Consider the following 14975-nt stretch of genomic DNA (forward strand, 5'->3'; position numbering starts at 1 on the left):
ATGCGAACAAGTCCACCATAATGGACGACATTAAGCATTAATCACTGATGAGAGTAATCGTGCGGTTCATCTCCCATGGTCAAACCTGTTATAGAAAACGACAACTGTCCATGGTTACCGAGATGAACTCAACACTGATTATTACTATCAAGAACACTTTGCAGAAGTACTTCTCAGAAAATGAACTGGCTCTGATGGCTGAAGAGCTTGGTTTTACTGTCAGACACAGGCCGACCAGCATCGGAAATTTGCCGAGATGACAGGGTTGAATATTTCAGACCACTCATGGCGGGAACAAGTGAAAAAGAATTCCCTTCCCAGATTGATCTTATGGCTCTGGGTAAGGTGTCTGGAAGCCTTCAGTCGCAATGCTCAAACTCTACCGGGCTCTGATAGCCCAAAACCGCAATATATCTAGTACTGACGTTTATCTGGTTTCCTGTTAAACCCAAAAAACGGTCAGATCATACATCAGGAATCCAAAACATTCAGTAAGAAGGCACAAGCCACGGCCTTCGGGAAAAAACGTATTTTGGAGTTAGAAGAGCCAAATGTTACAACTAAAAATGCAATATGCAGATACTGCATTTTTTTTGTTGCAGCAACCCGCTCTTTCTGACAGAATAATTTTCCCTTTTATTTACTGGAAAAGTCTTATGCCTAAAAAGGCCAAAGCTCATGCCTCCAGGCAGATTACATTATCTGAGCTTGTGACTATTCAGGCAGGCTACCCCTTTCGTGGAAGCATTCAGGAAAATCCGGATGGTGATGTAAAAGCGGTACAACCAAGGGATATTTCCGACCTTGGCGAGTTGTCAGCAGACAAGCTGATTACAACGAACCTGACAGGCAAGCGAAAAGCCGACTGGCTTCAGCAGGGAGATATACTGTTCATCAGCAAGGGTATACGACACTTTGCTTGTTATGTGCCGGAAGATATGCCTGAGACCACGCTGGCTCCCAGCCTGTTCCTGTTGCGGGTAAAACCGGAATACCAGGGCCAGCTGAACCCTGAGTTTTTAACGTGGCAGATCAACCAGGCTCCTGTTCAGCGTTACTTTGATAACAGCGCCGAAGGAAGTCGCCAGCTCAATATTCGCAAGCCCATACTGGCCGCTGCGCCTATAGCAGTGCCAGACATTGAAACCCAGAACACCATCGCCAGGCTCTATGCCGCAAGCCTTCGTGAAAATGCTTTGCTGCACAGGCTGATACATAACAGACAGCAGCAGCTTAATGCTATTGCCAACGACTTAATCTCACACTCTTAAGCGCATTAACTGAGAAAAGATATGCCTCACTCGCCGATTAACCAGCAAGAGATCAACAATACCGTATGGAAAGCATGCGACACCTTTCGCGGAACTGTTGATCCGTCGATTTATAAAGATTTTATTCTCACCATGCTGTTCCTGAAATACATCTCCGATATGCATCAGGACAAGGTAGACGAACTCAGCAAGCAGTTTGGTGACAATCCGGCCATGATCGAAGCGATGATGGCGAGCCAGTCCTTTAAAATTCCAACAGGCTCTACCTTCTGGGATTTATACGAACACCGCCATGAAGCCGGTAACGGTAGCCGCATTGACCAGGCCCTGCATGCCATTGAAGAAGCCAACGGAACCAAGCTGAAAAATGTGTTTCAGGGCATCAGCTTCAACACCGACAAGCTGGGTGAGGAAAAGCAGAAGAACGATATTCTGCGCCACCTGCTGGAAGACTTCGGTAAAGAAACCCTGAACCTGCGCCCAAGCCGTGTTGGTTCTCTGGATGTGATTGGTAACGCTTACGAATACCTGATCAAGCACTTTGCGGCAGGTAGCGGTAAGTCTGCGGGTGAATTCTATACCCCGCCTGAAGTGTCTGACCTGCTCTCCATTCTGCTGGAACCAGAAGAAGGCGACCAGATTTGTGATCCGGCCTGTGGTTCCGGCTCTCTGCTGATGAAGTGTGGCAAGCAGGTGCAGAAGAACTACAACGGTTCAAAGAAATACGCCCTGTTTGGTCAGGAAGCTATCGGCTCTACCTGGTCGCTGGCAAAAATGAATATGTTCCTGCACGGTGAAGATAACCACCGCATAGAATGGGGCGACACCATTCGCAACCCCAAGCTGCAAGACGGCAACGGTGGTTTATTGCATTTTGATGTAGTAACCGCGAACCCTCCGTTCTCACTGGATAAGTGGGGGCATGAAGATGCAGGCAATGACCCGTTCGCTCGTTTCCGTCGTGGTATTCCGCCCAAGACCAAAGGGGATTACGCTTTTATCTCCCATATGATTGAAACCCTGAAACCTGGCTCTTCATCAAAGCAAGGGGGACGTATGGGCGTGGTTGTACCTCACGGTGTGCTGTTCCGCGCATCCAGCGAAGGCAAAATCCGTAAACAACTGATTGATGAAAACCTGCTGGATACCGTTATTGGACTGCCGGAAAAACTGTTCTTTGGTACAGGTATCCCTGCGGCGATTCTGATCTTCAGGAAACGGAAGACTGACGACAAAGTACTGTTTATTGATGCCTCCCGTGAGTTCCAGTCGGGTAAAAACCAGAACCTGCTCACTACTGACAATATTCAGAAGATTGTTGATACCTATCAGAATCGCCAGACTGTAGATAAATACGCCTACCTTGCCACTCTGGAAGAAATTCAGGAGAACGATTACAACCTGAATATTCCCCGCTATGTGGATACCTTTGAAGAGGAAGAAGAGATTGACCTGATGGTGGTTCGCAGTGAACGGTTGGCGCTGCAAAATGAGCTGGCTAATCTGGAAGCTGAAATGGCGGGTTATTTGAAGGAGTTGGGGTATGAGTGATAAAGATCACAAACACGAACAGCGCAAAGAACGGGTGCCATCTAAACGTGATGGAGTGTGCTTTCCAGTCGGTGAGAGCCTGTGCAACCTGCCCGGAGATTACCCGGATTTCCTGACCCGGATGATTGATATCATCGCCGGTCGGAGAGTGACAGCCTTACAAAAAGTTAATGTAGAGCAAATACTGTTGTACTGGCAGCTGGGACAGCACATTCTGAACAAACAACAGCAAGCTGGATGGGGCGCAAAGGTCATTGACCGGCTGTCGCAAGACCTGAAAAAACAACTGCCCGCACTGTCTGGATTCAGCCCCAGAAACCTGAAATATATGACAAAATTTGCTGCCAGCTGGCCAGATGCCGAAATTGTGCAACGCACCGTTGCACAATTGCCATGGCGCAGCAATTGCGCCTTACTGGACAAGGTTAAAGAGCAGAACGTCCGTCTCTGGTACGCACAGGAAGCACTGGAACGGGGGTGGAGCCGGGACATGCTGGTTTTCCATATCGACAACAACGAGTTTGGCCGACGGGGCAAAAGCATTAACAACTTCCCTGAAACCCTGCCCCCCGCTCAGTCGGATATGGCGGTGCAATTATTTAAAGATCCTTACTTGTTTGATTTTATAGGGCTGGATACACCTAAACGGGAAGCCGAACTGGAAAAACGTCTGCAAGAACATCTGGAACAGTTTCTGGTGGAGCTCGGTCAGGGTTTTGCCTTTGTGGGACGACAGGTACATCTTGAGCTAGGCAACCAGGACTTTTACGCCGACCTGCTGTTTTACCATTTGAAAATGCGCTGCTATGTGGTGGTGGAACTGAAGATAGGTGCGTTTAAGCCAGAGCATGTGAGCCAGCTCCACCTGTATCAGGCTGTCATTGACGACCAGATGCGCCACGACACCGACCAGCCCACCATCGGCTTACTGTTGGTTAAAGAGAAGAACAATCTGGTGGTTGAATACGCTCTGTCGGGTTACAACAACCCCATTGGTGTCGCCAACTGGCAACAGACCATGACCCAACAGTTGCCGGAAGGCCTGCAATCCAGTTTGCCCACCATTGAAGAGCTGGAGCAAGAGTTATCCGCCGTTTTGGAGGCATCAAGTCATGATGAATAAAAATGGTGCGACAGTGTCGCACCTTTCTTTGCTGCCTGCCCATTTTGTGCAACGCACCGTTGCACAATTCATCGACATTACGGCTGAAGCGGAAATGGCAAGCTATATGAAGGAGCTGGGTTATGGTGCCTGAGGGTTGGAATGATGGTCGAGTTGGTGATTTGATCAAAGGTTTAGAGTCTGGTATCAGTGTTAACGGAGTGGATCGAAACCTCGACCAAGGAGAAAAAGGTGTCCTTAAAGTTAGTGCAGTTTCGTATGGGAAGTTTGACCCTTTTGCCGCAAAAGTCATCGTATCTGATTCAGAGCTAAAAAGAGCAAAAACTCACCCTCGAAAAGGTCAAATTATAATTAGTCGCAGTAATACCGAAGAATTGGTAGGTGCTAGTGCGTATATAGAAGATGACTATTTTGACCTCTTCTTACCCGACAAGCTGTGGCAGGCGAAACCGAGACAAAACGTATGTATGAAATGGTTGAGCTACATATTAGCCTCAGATCATTCTCGTTATGTCTTGTCAAATCTAGCCACAGGCACAAGCGGTTCGATGAAAAATATCACTAAAAGTGGGTTATTAGGGCTTAGAATCGTCATACCGCCATTTCATGAACAACACAAAATCGCCAAAATCCTCAGCACTTGGGACAAAGCCATTGCAACCACCGAAAAGCTGATTGAGGCCAGCAAACAGCAGAAAAAAGCACTGATGCAGCAGTTGCTGACAGGGAAAAAGCGTTTTGCTGGGTTTGAGGGGGAGTGGCAAACAAAAAGTTTATCTAAATGTGTATCTGGATCTAGTTTGCGCAATCAAAGCCTCTTGATGGGCCACGAAGACCTTCGGTCGGTAACAAAAGCTCGTGGAATGGTGCCAATGAAAGATCAAGTCAAAGGGGAAAGCGTTGATCGTTGTAAAGTCGTCCGAAAAAATTGGTTTGCATACAACCCAATGAGGCTCAATGTAGGCTCCATCTGCCGATGGACGGAATCACAAAACTGTCTCGTCAGCCCTGACTACGTTGTATTTAATTGCAATGAAGAAATACTACTAACAGAGTATTTTGATCACTTTCGGTCCTCGCATGCTTGGAATGACTTCATGGTCAGGGCAGGAAATGGAAGTGTTAGAGTAAGAATTTACCTTAAAGACTTAGCACCTTTAAAAATTAAACTCCCTCCAATAGAAGAACAGAGAAAAATCGCTTGTACTCTGACTGTTGCCAGCAATGAAATAGAGACTTTACAAAGCAGGGCATTTCACCTCAAACAAGAAAAAAAAGCCCTGATGCAACAGTTGCTCACCGGCAAGCGCAGGGTCAACCTGAAACCAGAGGAAGCCGCCTGATGAGCGACATTCAGCAGCAGAAGCTGCTTAACAATATCCGCGAGTTACTGACCAAGGGTCGGCAACAGGTGGCGACAGCGGTTAATACCGCCATGGTGCAAACCTACCGGGAAATAGACCGCCTGATTGATGAAGACGAGCAGCAGGACGCAGCCCGTGCCGCTTATGGCGAAGGTGTTTTAAAAAAGCTGCATGACTTAAAGCCTGTACTGGCAGAAGCCGAGCAAAAAACCTCAGCTCTGCAAGACGTACCACAGGATTACTTCCGTGACCCTTATATTCTGGATTTCCTTAACCTGCCTGCTGGGCCTGTTCAGGAAAGTGAACTTGAGCAGGAGCTAATCAACAATCTTCAGAAGTTTTTGCTGGAACTGGGCAAGGGCTTTGCCTTTGTGGAGCGGCAACAGCGCATCTGCACAGATGACGGTGATTATTTTATCGACCTGGTGTTTTACAACTTCCACCTCAAGTGCTTCCTGCTGATCGACCTGAAAATGCACAGACTGACTCATCAGGATGTCGGACAGATGGATATGTATGTACGGATGTATGAAGAGAAAAAACGCCGTGCAGATGATAACCCTACCATCGGCCTTATCCTCTGTTCCGAAGGTAATCAAACCGTTGCCAAATATTCGGTATTGAACGACAGCAAGCAACTGTTTGCTTCTGAATACATGACGGAGTTGCCCAGTGAAGAGGAGCTGCGGCTGCAACTGGAAAAACAACGGGAGTTATTGCTGAGTCAGCAGGCCGGGGGTAATGTTGAACAAAACAGTATTAAGCAGGGAGAAAGCTAATGGAGGTTAAAAAGCTGACATTACGCAATGTCGGGCGTTTTTCCGACCTGGAGATTCCACTGGCTCCACTGGAGAACCTGAACAGCAATGTTACCGTTTTTGTGGGTAATAATGGTTCCGGCAAAACCTCGATTCTGCGATCACTGGCCACCTCCCTGAGCTGGCTGGTCTCCCGTATCCAGAGTGATAAAAGTGCCGGTAGTCCGATACCAGAGCTGGCCATAAAGAATGGTAAAAACTCGGCAGCGATGGCCGTTGATGCATTCTGTTTTACCGGTAATCCCGATAATCCTGATGCTGAAGGGTACTCTGATGAAGAGAATTATTTTTCGTGGATGGTTGCCAAGGCTCGCAAAGGCCGCAAGGGTGAGTTCAAAAGCGAATACTCTGGCGCTAAAGCTCTGGCTGACCACTATCGGACATCACTCTCCAAAGATGAAACAGCCAGTTTACCGCTGATGGCCTTTTATTCTGTTGAGCGGGTCGTGCTCGACATTCCCCTGAAAATTAAAGACAAACACACATTCCTGCAACTCGACGGTTACGACAAGTCCCTTAGTCAGGGCGTTGACTTCAGGCGCTTTTTTGAATGGTTCCGGGAACGTGAGGACAGCGAAAATGAGTCTGGCCTCTCGGATGATATTCTTGACCAGCTGCGCTCAGTACTAAAAGAAGATGAAGACACCTGGAAACGCCTGAATGAGTTAAAGGCATCATCAAAAGACAGGCAGCTGACAGCGGTTCGCTCCGCTATTTACAAATTTATGCCAGAGTTTTCCAACCTGCGGGTAAGGCGTAAACCAAGACTGCATATGTCGATTGACAAAAATGGTGAGGCGTTCGATGTCGCCCAGTTGTCCCAGGGCGAAAAGTCATTGATGGCGTTGATTGGTGATATTGCCCGGCGGCTGGCGGTGATGAATCCGGCACTGCAAAACCCGCTGGAAGGCGATGGCATTGTTTTGATCGATGAAGTGGATATGCACCTTCATCCCCAGTGGCAGCGCAGTTTAATCAATCAACTGACGGCAACTTTCCCAAATTGTCAGTTTGTGCTAACCACTCATTCACCTTTGGTGATCAGCGACAGTAAAAATGTGCTGACCTACCTGATTGATGGTGATGATTTAAAACAGCTGAAACCGTTGTATGGTGAAGATGCCAACACGGTTCTGCTGGATATTATGGATACTGATATCAGGAATAAAGACATCAATATTCAGCTGAATGATCTTCTTGATGCCATACACGATGCTGATTTGACACTGGCCCATCAGTTACTGAAGGGGTTAGAAGAGGAACTTCCCGAGACTAATCTGGAGCTGACCAAAGCACGGTTGCTGCTTCGCAAAAAAGAGCTGCGTAAAAAGGAGTTTCGTAGTGCGAAGAATCAGTAAAATCGAAGGGTTTGAGCCTGAAAGCTTGCGGCAGTGGAAAGCCAGAAACCCCAGAGGTAATTATGGAGACCTGACGGAAAAGGAGCGTCAGGATATCCGTACCGCCTGTTTAGAAGAGCAGTTTTACCTGTGCGCTTATTGCTGCCAGTCTATTTCCGGTGAAAATAGTGACTGTATGAATGAACATGTTGAAGCTCGCAGGATAGCACCTGGCCGCAGCCTGGATTTCAGTAATATCGTTGTCAGCTGCACAACGCCGAAACAATGTGATAATGCCCATAGGTCAAAGCCTTTGCCATTGATGCCGGAGTGTGAAACGGAGTTTGAGTTCAAACTGAGCGGGCGGGTCATCGGAAAAACTCTCAGAGCCATCGAAGCAATAGGTGTCCTTAATCTTGGTGACCGGGAGCAGAACAACCGCAGCCTGATAGAAAAAAGGAAACAGCTGGTTCAGACACTGCTTTTCACTAATGGTGTCAACCCGGAAGAAGGGCTGGATGATGACGAACTGATCGAAATAGTAATCGGGGACATTTCCAAACCAAAAAATGGCAAACTGGAGGCTTTTGCCCCAGTTGCGGTGAATGTACTCAGGCAATGGATGCAGTAATGCTGGACTTGATATTAGCGAACTTTAAGGAAGAACAAAGCGCAAAAATACCCGCCCTGACTCTTCTGACTAATTTAGGCTACCAGTTTATTCCCCCGGCTGAATGCCTGGCACAGCGGGGAAGCCGGTCTACCGTTATTCTGCCTCAGGTACTGCGTGAACTGCTGGCAAAAAAAACCTTTACCTTTATGGGAAAAGAACACCCACTGTCGTCAGCCGCTATCGACAAAATTGTTCATGAACTGGCGACACCGGCCATGAACGAAGGGCTGAAAGCCGCCAATGAAAAGCTTTATAACGCCCTGACCTACGGCATTGGTATCACCGAGTTTGTGGGCGGCAAAAAAGCCAGCCCAACCATTCAGATTATCGACTGGGAAAACCCTGAAAATAATGTTTACCACTTTACCGAAGAGCTGGAAGTGGAGAACAGCCAGGGAACCGGCAAACGTATTCCCGACCTGGTCTGCTTTGTTAATGGCCTGCCCTGGGTGGCTATTGAAGCTAAACGACCAGACTCGTCTACTGAAGGCAAGCCTACCGTTTCTGAAGGCATTTCCCAGAATATCCGCAACCAGAAGATTGATGAGATTCCCCATCTGTTTGCTTACAGCCAGTTATTGCTGTCGGTGAATGGACATGAAGGTCGGTATGCCACCTGCGGTACACCGGAAAAGTTCTGGGCGAAGTGGAAAGAGGAAGAGATTGCTGAGGCAGAATTTTCCAAGCTCAAAAACAAGGCTCTTTCTAAAGTTCAGCTTGATTCTATTTTTTCTCACAGACCCCAAAAATTCCGTGAAGAGTACGAGTCTCTGGTTGCTGGCGATGATCGGGTGGTGACTGACCAGGATCGTCTACTGGTTTCGCTCCTGCGGCATGACCGGTTGTTGGATATGACTCGTCTTTTTACCCTGTTTGATAAAAAAGCGGGGAGGATTGTTGCCCGTTATCAACAGGTGTTTGGTATCAAGGCTCTGGTTGAGCGAATAACTTCTTTCGATGACAGAGGCTCTCGTAATGGTGGTGTCATCTGGCACACCACAGGCTCCGGCAAGTCGTTTACGATGGTGTTCCTGTCCAAAGCTCTGATCTGGCTGAAAGAACTCGCAAGGTGTCGGGTCGTTGTGGTTACTGACAGGGTTGACCTGGAAGACCAGCTTGCCCGTACTTTTGCCTCTGGCGGTGCATTGTCCGGCAAGGACAAGAAACAGGCGATGGCGACAACAGGCCGACGACTGGCGGAGCAGATTGGTAAGGGTAACGAACGCATTATTTTTTCGATCATCAACAAATTCCGAACCGCCATTAAATTGCCAGAATGCCATAACGACAGTCCGGACATGATTGTGTTGGTTGATGAAGGTCATCGTAGCCAGAACGGTGAGAATAATATCCGCATGCAGCAAGCTTTGCCCAACGCTGCTTTTATCGCCTTTACAGGTACGCCTCTGCTGCAAGACGACAAGACTGAAAACAAGTTTGGCAAGATCATCCACTCCTACACCATGCAGCAGGCAGTGGAAGACAAAACCGTTACGCCATTGCTCTACGAAGAGCGAATTCCGGAACTCAGCACCAACGATAAAGCGATTGATGCCTGGTTCGACCGGATTACTGAGCAGCTTTCGGAGAAGCAGCGCACTGACCTGAAGAAAAAGTTTGCACAGAAGGGACAGATTTACCAAACCGAAGGTCGTTTGGAACTGATTGCCCATGATATTTCCGATCACTTCCAGAACTTCAAACAGCAAGGGCTAAAGGGACAACTTGCCTGCGATTCCAGGGCGGCTGCCATTCAGTACAAAAAAATGCTGGATGATATTGGCAAGGTGACTTCTGTTGTAGCGATGTCGTCACCAGACACCCGTGAAGGTCATGATGCTGTTGATAAGGAGAGTACTGATCTTGTTCAGAACTGGTGGAAAGACAATGTAGGCAATCAGGATGAAAAAGTTTATACCAAACAAATCATCGCAGAGTTTGCTGAAGATGACGGCCCTGACCTGATGATTGTGGTGGACAAGCTGCTGACCGGATTCGATGAGCCTAAGAACACCGTACTCTACATCGACAAGCCACTGAAACAGCACAACCTGATTCAGGCCATTGCTCGGGTTAATCGCCTGCATAGCAAGAAGCAGTTTGGCTACCTGATCGACTACCGTGGAATCCTGAAAGAGCTGGATACCACCATCGAAAAGTATCAGGAGCTGGCGGAACGGACGCAAGGTGGCTACGACATCGATGATCTCAAAGGTCTCTACAACAGTATGGAGACGGAGTATAAAAAACTCCCCGGACTCTATGCAGAGCTTTGGACGACTTTCGATGGCGTGAAAAACAAACAGGACGGCCAGGCATTACGGCAGGTTCTGGCTCCGAAGATTGATACGGTGGATGGGCAACTAACCGATACCAATCTGAAAAAGCGTGATGATTTTTACGAGGCTTTAACCGCTTTCACCAACTGCCTGAAGGTTGCCCTGCAATCAGCCACCTACTTTGAAGACAAGAGTTTTGATGACAAGCGTCAGCTTTACAAAGACACTCTGAAAATGATGTCCCAGCTTCGTAAGCAAGTGCGTGAAGATGCAGAAGAGACCATCGACTACGACGAGTACACCGACGATATCCGTGCGTTACTGGACAAGCATATTGGCGGGGTTGAAGTAAAAGAGTCTGAAGGTGTTTATCTGGTGGGCAATATGGGTAAGGATGCCAGGCCCGAAAATATGACCGATGATGAAGCCCGTAACAGGAAAGACCAGATCACCGGGCGGATCACCAGGATGATTGAACAGGAATTGGCTGATGACCCCTATGCTCAGGAATACTTTTCCAGACTGCTGAAGAAAGCCATCGAGAAAACCAAAGCGATGTTTGATGCTCCGGTCAAGCAGTACATGCTGTTTGCCGACTTTGAACAGCAGGTAAAAGAGCGGAAAGTCGAGGGGATTCCTTCTGATCGGTTTGAAGAACTTGACCAGAAAATCCGGCAGCCTGTTCAGGCTTATTATGGTCTGTTTCTGAAGCATCTTGGCGAACCTCTTCCAGCCGAAGGGCAAGGTACACCCGGTGAGGCACACTGTTTTGACTATGCTGTGCAGATTGATCAGGTAGTAAGAAATGCCGTCGCTGAATTCTCAATCAACCCTCAGGAGATTGAGAACCAGATTACGGTTGGCCTGTTGCCCCTTCTGTTTAATGATTTGGGAATCGATAAGGCTCAGGCATTGATTACGGATGTTGTGAAGATTACCCGTCTTGGTCTGGCAGGACTGAACCAATAATGGCCTCAGTGAGCTCCAATGAACACACAAAAGAAAAATACAGCTTCGTCTATGGCGACGAGGCTGTATCTTATCATGTAATTCGTAAAGCCTTCCCTGGAGGCAAAGCCCGGAAAATCGCCATCCGTGTTCATCCAGATGGCGAAATTATTGTCACTGCTCCGGATGATGCGGGCTACTCAGATATCCATGAAGCTGTGATGAAACGGGCAAAGTGGATCTTGGATGCCATTGTTGAATTCCGCAGCCATCAGAAGTATGTGCAAACCAGGCATTACGTCAGCGGTGAGATGCAGTTCTATCTTGGCAGGCGTTATGTGCTGAAGGTTATTGAGGAAAAAGGCGCAGCTGCGTCCGTCAAAATGAACAGAGGAAAACTGCTTGTTTCTCTGCCCCGGTTTGACAGCAAGAAAACCTCGTTGGTTAAAGGGCTGGTGAACGACTGGTATAAGTACAGAGCTGAGTGTATTTTCCAGGAGCGCTTACAATACCTGCTGCCCCAGGCCACTTGGGTCAAGGGCATTCCTGGCTTCCGCATACTGCCTATGCAGAAACAGTGGGGTAGCTGTTCTGCCAGGGGAGCCCTGATGCTAAACCCTCATTTGATCAAGGCTCCCAAAGAGTGCATCGATTATGTGATTCTGCATGAGCTTTGTCATATCGCTGAACACAACCACAGCGAACGCTTCTGGCGCTTGCTGACTCAGGTTATGCCGCACTGGAAGGAAGTAAAAAGTCGGCTGGACAGCATGGCTGAGTTGTATTTGAATGAGTAACATGCAATGACCACCAATTATGTCAGTCGTTGCATGAATTAACTCCATCCTGACCTATACTTCTTCAGTTCCACAAAGACCTGTTTCTTCTGTCCGGAGTTTTAGCTATGTCCAGCCCCCGTTCATTTTCAGGAGTTTTGACCCTGGTTCTGTTCAGCATCATGATATCGGGATGTGCGACTGATGGCAGTATCAAGCGTTGGGGGCAGTGTGCGCTCATAGGCGGTGGTTCGGGAGGCATTCTTGGTGCCGCACTGGAAGGTGGCACCGCTGCTGCCGGAGGCGCTGCCGTCGGTGCATTACTGGGCGGCCTGCTGTGCGCATTCACTGACAAAGACAGTGACGGCGATGGTGTCACTGATCGCAACGACCTCTGTAAAAATACCCCTCCCGGAGTAGAAGTTGGAAAGTCCGGCTGTCCATTAGATTCAGACAACGATGGCGTACCTGACTACCAGGACCAGTGTCCAAACACGCCGGCAGGCATGATAGTCAACGAACACGGCTGCCCGGACAGCGATGGTGACGGTGTTGCAGACAATATGGATCAATGCCCCGATACACCAGCCGGCGTTATGGTTGACGATAAAGGCTGTCCCATGGATTCAGACAATGATGGGGTACCTGATGATTTGGATAGGTGCCCGAATACCATGAATGGTGCACCGGTTGACAGACAGGGATGCTACCGGAAAGTGTCTGAAAACCTCGGTGAAATTCATTTTCGCTTCGACGAAAAAGACCTTGACGACCCTTCCAGACAGTTCCTCAACAATGTTGCGCAAAAAATGAAAGACAATCCGGATTTGAAGCTCCGGGTATACGGTTACACAGACAATAGCGGTGAACCCGCCCACAACATTGACTTATCCCAGAGTCGGGCCGACTCAGTCAGGGACTACCTTGTCACACAGGGTATTTCCAGCGACCGGATAAAGCCAATGGCGGGCGGAGTCATACTTGAACACAACGATACCAGTGCAGGCAGAGCCTCCAATCGCAAGGCCAGCCTTTACACCGGTGAAGAATAACGCACCACTTTGGCCATGGAAGGCTAGCAACTATTAGCTGACAGCCTGTTTATGAATATGCTATATAAGCGCCCCTATTTTAAAAACGTGTGCAAATAAACAGGCAAGTAATGACATCACAATCCAAGGCATGCAGTTACGCTCTGGCCACGGCACTGTTATGGTCAACCATCGCAACAGCATTCAAGCTGACTCTTGACTATCTGGACCCCTGGCAGCTTGTTTTCTGGTCAGTGCTGACATCTACCCTGCTGCTTGGAAGCATTGTTCTGCTGCAAAACAAAGGCAGGCTGTTAATCCGCCAGGCTCGGGAATCATTCTGGCTTTACGCTTTTCTCGGTGTGCTTAACCCTTTTCTTTATCATATCTTTCTGTTCGGAGCATACGAACTTCTGCCAGCCCAGCAGGCGCAGGCGCTTAACTACAGCTGGCCTGTTGCGCTAAGCCTGCTTGCGGTTCCATTTCTTGGAAAAAACCTTAGCCGCAAAGATGTTCTTTGTTGTCTTATTGCCTATCTGGGTGTACTGATTATCAGCACCCGTGGTCAGCTGCAAAGTCTTGAGTTTGGCAGCCTCCCTGGTGTTGTTCTTGCCCTTGCCAGTACACTCACCTGGGCAGTGTACTGGATTTTCAATACCCGCCTGAAAGGCGATTCTTTGGTTGGGCTATTGATCTGTTTCTTATTTGGTATGCCATGGATTATCGCCGCAACGGCTATTGCTTCTGATTTTCATACTGTAAGTTTTGAAGGATTACTGGGGGCTGCTTACATCGGTGTGATTGAGATGGGTGTTGCCTACATTCTCTGGCTGAGAGCGCTTAAGCTGGCCGAAAACACCGCAGCCGTGAGTAATATCAGCTATCTGAGCCCTTTTCTTTCCCTGTTCTTCATTACACATATTCTGCACGAAAGCATCCAGCCAGCCACTTACGTCGGATTGGTGATGATTGTTTTTGCCGTTGTGCTGCAACAACACAAATCCTTTGCAAAAAAGTCTTCAAAACTGGAATGCCCAGAGCCCTCAGCCGGACAGAGTTAATCAAATGGCAAGAAAATCAAACCCCTATTTTCAGTTCAAACAGTTCCGGGTAAATCAGGGTCAGTGTGCCATGAAAGTAACGCTGGATGCCTGCCTCTTTGGTGCGCTGGTTGATGTTGAAGACAGTCGACGCATTCTGGATATAGGCGCGGGTACAGGACTGTTAAGCCTGATGGCGGCACAGCGCAGCTTTGCTCACATTGATGCCGTTGAACTGGATAGCGAAGCCGCTTGTCAGGCACAGCAGAATTTCGACCAAAGCCCCTGGCAACAGCGCTTACAGGTCATTCATTCCGCAGTACAGGATTTACCTGCTGGTACACAATACGACACCATTATCTGCAACCCGCCTTTTTTTGAGAACTCACTGAGAGCACCGGACGAACGGCGGAATATAGCAAGGCATACGGATACACTCAGTTTTTCTCAACTGGCTGAATCCATTAACCAGCTTCTTGAGAACGATGGTATGGCCTGGGTGCTACTTCCAACGGTATCAACACCTTCTTTTCTTCGGGAAATAAATAGCCGGACAAGGTTGTGTCTGTATTCATCAACGGTCATTCGCTCATCGGAAGAGCGTAATAGCCACCGGAATGCGCTGGCAATAAAAAAACTCAGCCAATCACAACCCTATATTGCATCAGAGAAACGAGTCACCATTTACGATAAAGACCATCGCTACACTCAGCAAGTTACCCGGTTACTGGAAGATTACTTTTTGAAGTTATGAAAAAAATGCC

The 14975-nt window shown here is 48.2% G+C and carries 14 protein-coding genes; all 14 read left to right on the plus strand.

The genetic code is table 11. The features are described from left to right. The first annotated feature begins 47 nt into the window (after window positions 1-47). Complete coding sequence (locus NX720_RS03305; protein ID WP_262599357.1) at window positions 48-260, plus strand: hypothetical protein; 213 nt, start codon at window positions 48-50, stop codon at window positions 258-260. Window positions 261-656: 396 nt separating this feature from the next. Next, entirely contained in the window at window positions 657-1271 is a 615-nt protein-coding gene (locus NX720_RS03310) for a restriction endonuclease subunit S (protein ID WP_262599358.1), read from the plus strand. 21 nt (window positions 1272-1292) lie between these two features. Further along, a complete protein-coding gene (locus NX720_RS03315; RefSeq protein WP_262599360.1) occupies window positions 1293-2822 on the plus strand; it encodes a type I restriction-modification system subunit M in 1530 nt (509 codons plus the stop codon). Then, on the plus strand, window positions 2815-3945 hold the full coding sequence (locus NX720_RS03320; protein ID WP_262599361.1) for a PDDEXK nuclease domain-containing protein: 1131 nt from the start codon (window positions 2815-2817) through the stop codon (window positions 3943-3945). Before NX720_RS03315 ends, NX720_RS03320 begins: the two co-directional genes overlap by 8 nt. Then, the gene (locus NX720_RS03325; protein WP_262599362.1) at window positions 3935-4078 is read left to right on the plus strand and encodes a hypothetical protein; all 144 of its coding nucleotides are present in this window, start codon (window positions 3935-3937) and stop codon (window positions 4076-4078) included. Before NX720_RS03320 ends, NX720_RS03325 begins: the two co-directional genes overlap by 11 nt. Next, window positions 4068-5288, plus strand: a complete 1221-nt coding sequence (locus NX720_RS03330) for a restriction endonuclease subunit S (protein ID WP_262599363.1) — start codon at window positions 4068-4070, stop codon at window positions 5286-5288. The genes NX720_RS03325 and NX720_RS03330 overlap by 11 nt, the downstream gene beginning before the upstream one ends. Continuing rightward, window positions 5288-6088 (plus strand): DUF1016 domain-containing protein, encoded by an 801-nt coding sequence (locus tag NX720_RS03335; RefSeq protein ID WP_262599364.1) that lies wholly within the window; start codon window positions 5288-5290, stop codon window positions 6086-6088. The genes NX720_RS03330 and NX720_RS03335 overlap by 1 nt, the downstream gene beginning before the upstream one ends. Continuing rightward, entirely contained in the window at window positions 6088-7485 is a 1398-nt protein-coding gene (locus tag NX720_RS03340) for an AAA family ATPase (protein WP_262599365.1), read from the plus strand. Before NX720_RS03335 ends, NX720_RS03340 begins: the two co-directional genes overlap by 1 nt. After that, complete coding sequence (locus NX720_RS03345; RefSeq protein WP_262599366.1) at window positions 7469-8095, plus strand: HNH endonuclease family protein; 627 nt, start codon at window positions 7469-7471, stop codon at window positions 8093-8095. The genes NX720_RS03340 and NX720_RS03345 overlap by 17 nt, the downstream gene beginning before the upstream one ends. Next, window positions 8095-11385: a type I restriction endonuclease subunit R gene (locus NX720_RS03350; protein WP_262599367.1), complete on the plus strand. Its 3291-nt coding sequence runs from the start codon at window positions 8095-8097 to the stop codon at window positions 11383-11385. The genes NX720_RS03345 and NX720_RS03350 overlap by 1 nt, the downstream gene beginning before the upstream one ends. After that, the gene (locus NX720_RS03355; protein WP_262599368.1) at window positions 11385-12161 is read left to right on the plus strand and encodes a M48 family metallopeptidase; all 777 of its coding nucleotides are present in this window, start codon (window positions 11385-11387) and stop codon (window positions 12159-12161) included. The genes NX720_RS03350 and NX720_RS03355 overlap by 1 nt, the downstream gene beginning before the upstream one ends. 107 nt (window positions 12162-12268) lie before the next feature. Further along, the gene (locus NX720_RS03360) at window positions 12269-13192 is read left to right on the plus strand and encodes an OmpA family protein (RefSeq protein WP_262599369.1); all 924 of its coding nucleotides are present in this window, start codon (window positions 12269-12271) and stop codon (window positions 13190-13192) included. A 110-nt stretch (window positions 13193-13302) separates the two neighbouring features. Continuing rightward, complete coding sequence (locus NX720_RS03365) at window positions 13303-14232, plus strand: DMT family transporter (protein ID WP_262599371.1); 930 nt, start codon at window positions 13303-13305, stop codon at window positions 14230-14232. 4 nt (window positions 14233-14236) lie between these two features. Then, the gene (locus tag NX720_RS03370) at window positions 14237-14965 is read left to right on the plus strand and encodes a tRNA1(Val) (adenine(37)-N6)-methyltransferase (protein WP_262599372.1); all 729 of its coding nucleotides are present in this window, start codon (window positions 14237-14239) and stop codon (window positions 14963-14965) included. Window positions 14966-14975 lie beyond the last annotated feature (10 nt).

Source organism: Endozoicomonas euniceicola, from assembly GCF_025562755.1.
GTDB lineage: Bacteria > Pseudomonadota > Gammaproteobacteria > Pseudomonadales > Endozoicomonadaceae > Endozoicomonas_A > Endozoicomonas_A euniceicola.

What these genes read in the sequence shown, in the direction of transcription:
- NX720_RS03330 (WP_262599363.1), top strand. Translation starts at nt 4,068, where the DNA reads ATGGTGCCTGAGGGTTGGAATGATGGTCGAGTTGGTGATTTGATCAAA.
- NX720_RS03325 (WP_262599362.1), top strand. Translation starts at nt 3,935, where the DNA reads ATGATGAATAAAAATGGTGCGACAGTGTCGCACCTTTCTTTGCTGCCT.
- NX720_RS03365 (WP_262599371.1), top strand. Translation starts at nt 13,303, where the DNA reads ATGACATCACAATCCAAGGCATGCAGTTACGCTCTGGCCACGGCACTG.
- NX720_RS03320 (WP_262599361.1), top strand. Translation starts at nt 2,815, where the DNA reads ATGAGTGATAAAGATCACAAACACGAACAGCGCAAAGAACGGGTGCCA.
- NX720_RS03310 (WP_262599358.1), top strand. Translation starts at nt 657, where the DNA reads ATGCCTAAAAAGGCCAAAGCTCATGCCTCCAGGCAGATTACATTATCT.
- NX720_RS03340 (WP_262599365.1), top strand. Translation starts at nt 6,088, where the DNA reads ATGGAGGTTAAAAAGCTGACATTACGCAATGTCGGGCGTTTTTCCGAC.
- NX720_RS03370 (WP_262599372.1), top strand. Translation starts at nt 14,237, where the DNA reads ATGGCAAGAAAATCAAACCCCTATTTTCAGTTCAAACAGTTCCGGGTA.
- NX720_RS03360 (WP_262599369.1), top strand. Translation starts at nt 12,269, where the DNA reads ATGTCCAGCCCCCGTTCATTTTCAGGAGTTTTGACCCTGGTTCTGTTC.
- NX720_RS03315 (WP_262599360.1), top strand. Translation starts at nt 1,293, where the DNA reads ATGCCTCACTCGCCGATTAACCAGCAAGAGATCAACAATACCGTATGG.
- NX720_RS03305 (WP_262599357.1), top strand. Translation starts at nt 48, where the DNA reads ATGAGAGTAATCGTGCGGTTCATCTCCCATGGTCAAACCTGTTATAGA.
- NX720_RS03350 (WP_262599367.1), top strand. Translation starts at nt 8,095, where the DNA reads ATGCTGGACTTGATATTAGCGAACTTTAAGGAAGAACAAAGCGCAAAA.
- NX720_RS03335 (WP_262599364.1), top strand. Translation starts at nt 5,288, where the DNA reads ATGAGCGACATTCAGCAGCAGAAGCTGCTTAACAATATCCGCGAGTTA.
- NX720_RS03355 (WP_262599368.1), top strand. Translation starts at nt 11,385, where the DNA reads ATGGCCTCAGTGAGCTCCAATGAACACACAAAAGAAAAATACAGCTTC.